Source organism: Paracoccus bogoriensis, assembly GCF_019431455.1.
In the GTDB taxonomy this organism is placed as follows: domain Bacteria; phylum Pseudomonadota; class Alphaproteobacteria; order Rhodobacterales; family Rhodobacteraceae; genus Paracoccus; species Paracoccus bogoriensis.
In genome coordinates this window covers 1-1,550 of the sequence record NZ_JAHYSR010000048.1, presented here as the reverse complement: position 1 = coordinate 1,550, position 1,550 = coordinate 1, and the positions used below count along the sequence as shown (strand labels likewise).

The following is a 1,550-nucleotide window of genomic DNA, read 5'->3' as shown; positions in this document are numbered from 1 at the left end:
GTGTGGTAATCCTGTTCATGGATGGCTCCCTTTGTTGGTGATGTTCACAGCACCCAACAGGGCACATTGCGATGCCGCAGGCGCGGCCATCCACGCCATCAATGGCGTTCCCGCCCTCGATCCATCCCCGCCACGAGAGTGGCCGCGGCGAAGGTTTCCCGTTCGACATGGCCCATAGCACGATATCCGGGGATGGCGAGCCCGAGGTCGAGACCGCCAGCACCGGAACAGAGCGAGAGGCCGAAGAGACATGCGTCTCCGGCCCCGGAAGCTTCCCCTGAGGAAAGTAAAGCCATGTCATGCATGTCACGCCCCGGTCTTGCGCTTTCGCGCAGGTTCGGGGGCGGTGTCCGTAGCCGGGGGATCAGCGGGGGCTTCGGCATCGTCGCCCAGCCGCGCGGCCTTCACCTGCGCGAAGGTCCGGCCGTCGCCGTCGAGGATGGCCTCCTTGCCGGTTTCGGCCTGCCAGCGTTCCACGGCGACATCGACATAGGCCGGGCTGATCTCGATCACGTAACTTCTGGCCGACCGACGCGCAGATGGAGCGGTTGAAGCCGTTCTTTCCGAGGGTGAGGAAGATCCGAAATCGGCCCAGTGGGGGCTGTTGAAGAAGTCGTTTCAGGCCGGCATCGCAATCGGTCGGGCTTCGCGCCTTTGGAGGATGGAACAAGGAAACAGCAGCACGGCCGCTGCCAGCTTCTTCAGGTTCATGGCGGTGGCGGTCAGCAGGGCCTGGATCTTCATGTTCTCGAGGCCCCTGCGGATGGCTCTGGCAAGGCCGTGCAGCGTCTTTGCCGTGCCATGCGTGCCTTCGACGCGCCAGCGATGCCGGGTGTAGATCGCGTGGTCGTCCTGGCTCCAAGCCAGGCGCCTGCGTCGAGCGCGTGAGGCACGCCGCGTGGTTGGTGACGATGTGCACCCGCCGGGAGGGCGCGCCCTGGGGCAGGCACTGCGCCTTGAGGGGACAGCGCGCGCAGTCACGCCGATCGGCGCGATACCATTTGCCGGATTTCCTGCCGGTTCTCGGGGTCAGACGCTTCTTTGCCGGGCAGCGGACCACATCGTGATGCGGATCGTACTTGAACCGCTCGGTGGGGAACCCCTGCGCCCCCTTGCGACGGGGGCGCGCAAGGGTGGGATGACGGCATCGATCCGACGGTCTTCGAGGGCGGCATAGACCCGACCCACGCCATAGATGGTGTCCGCGGTGATCCGGTCAGGGGCCACTCCGAGAGTGTCTTCGATGACGTCGAGGCGCTCCTCGAACCGGCCCGCGTCGTGTTCCTCGCCCGTCACGATCTCCACGTCGGCCAGGATGCCTTCAAGGTCGTCCACCGCCGTGTGCTGCTTGTAGGCCGGGCGCAGCGGGGCCTTCGCCGACGTTGCCATGCTCGCGTCCGGGTCCGTGCGGCAGAGCGTCTTGAACCCGGCCAGCTCGCGCGCGTCACGCTCGGCGTCGTTGGCCGCCTCGAACGCATCGAGGTGACGCGCGACCAGTGCATCCATGCTGACATTCGCCCGGATCAGGCTGGCGTCGATGTGAACGGTTT

General features: G+C 66.1%; 2 protein-coding genes and 1 pseudogene. All 3 read right to left on the bottom strand.

The annotated features are described in order from the left end of the window. Window positions 1-306 precede the first annotated feature (306 nt). Window positions 307-522, bottom strand: a pseudogene (locus KY389_RS14990) (DNA methylase); the annotation flags it as partial. 96 nt (window positions 523-618) lie between these two features. Then, window positions 619-981 (bottom strand): transposase, encoded by a 363-nt coding sequence (locus KY389_RS15560; RefSeq protein WP_219831773.1) that lies wholly within the window; start codon window positions 979-981, stop codon window positions 619-621. 48 nt (window positions 982-1,029) lie between these two features. Further along, window positions 1,030-1,550 (bottom strand): transposase (locus tag KY389_RS14980; protein ID WP_219831772.1); only part of this gene is annotated, 521 nt, incomplete at its 5' end.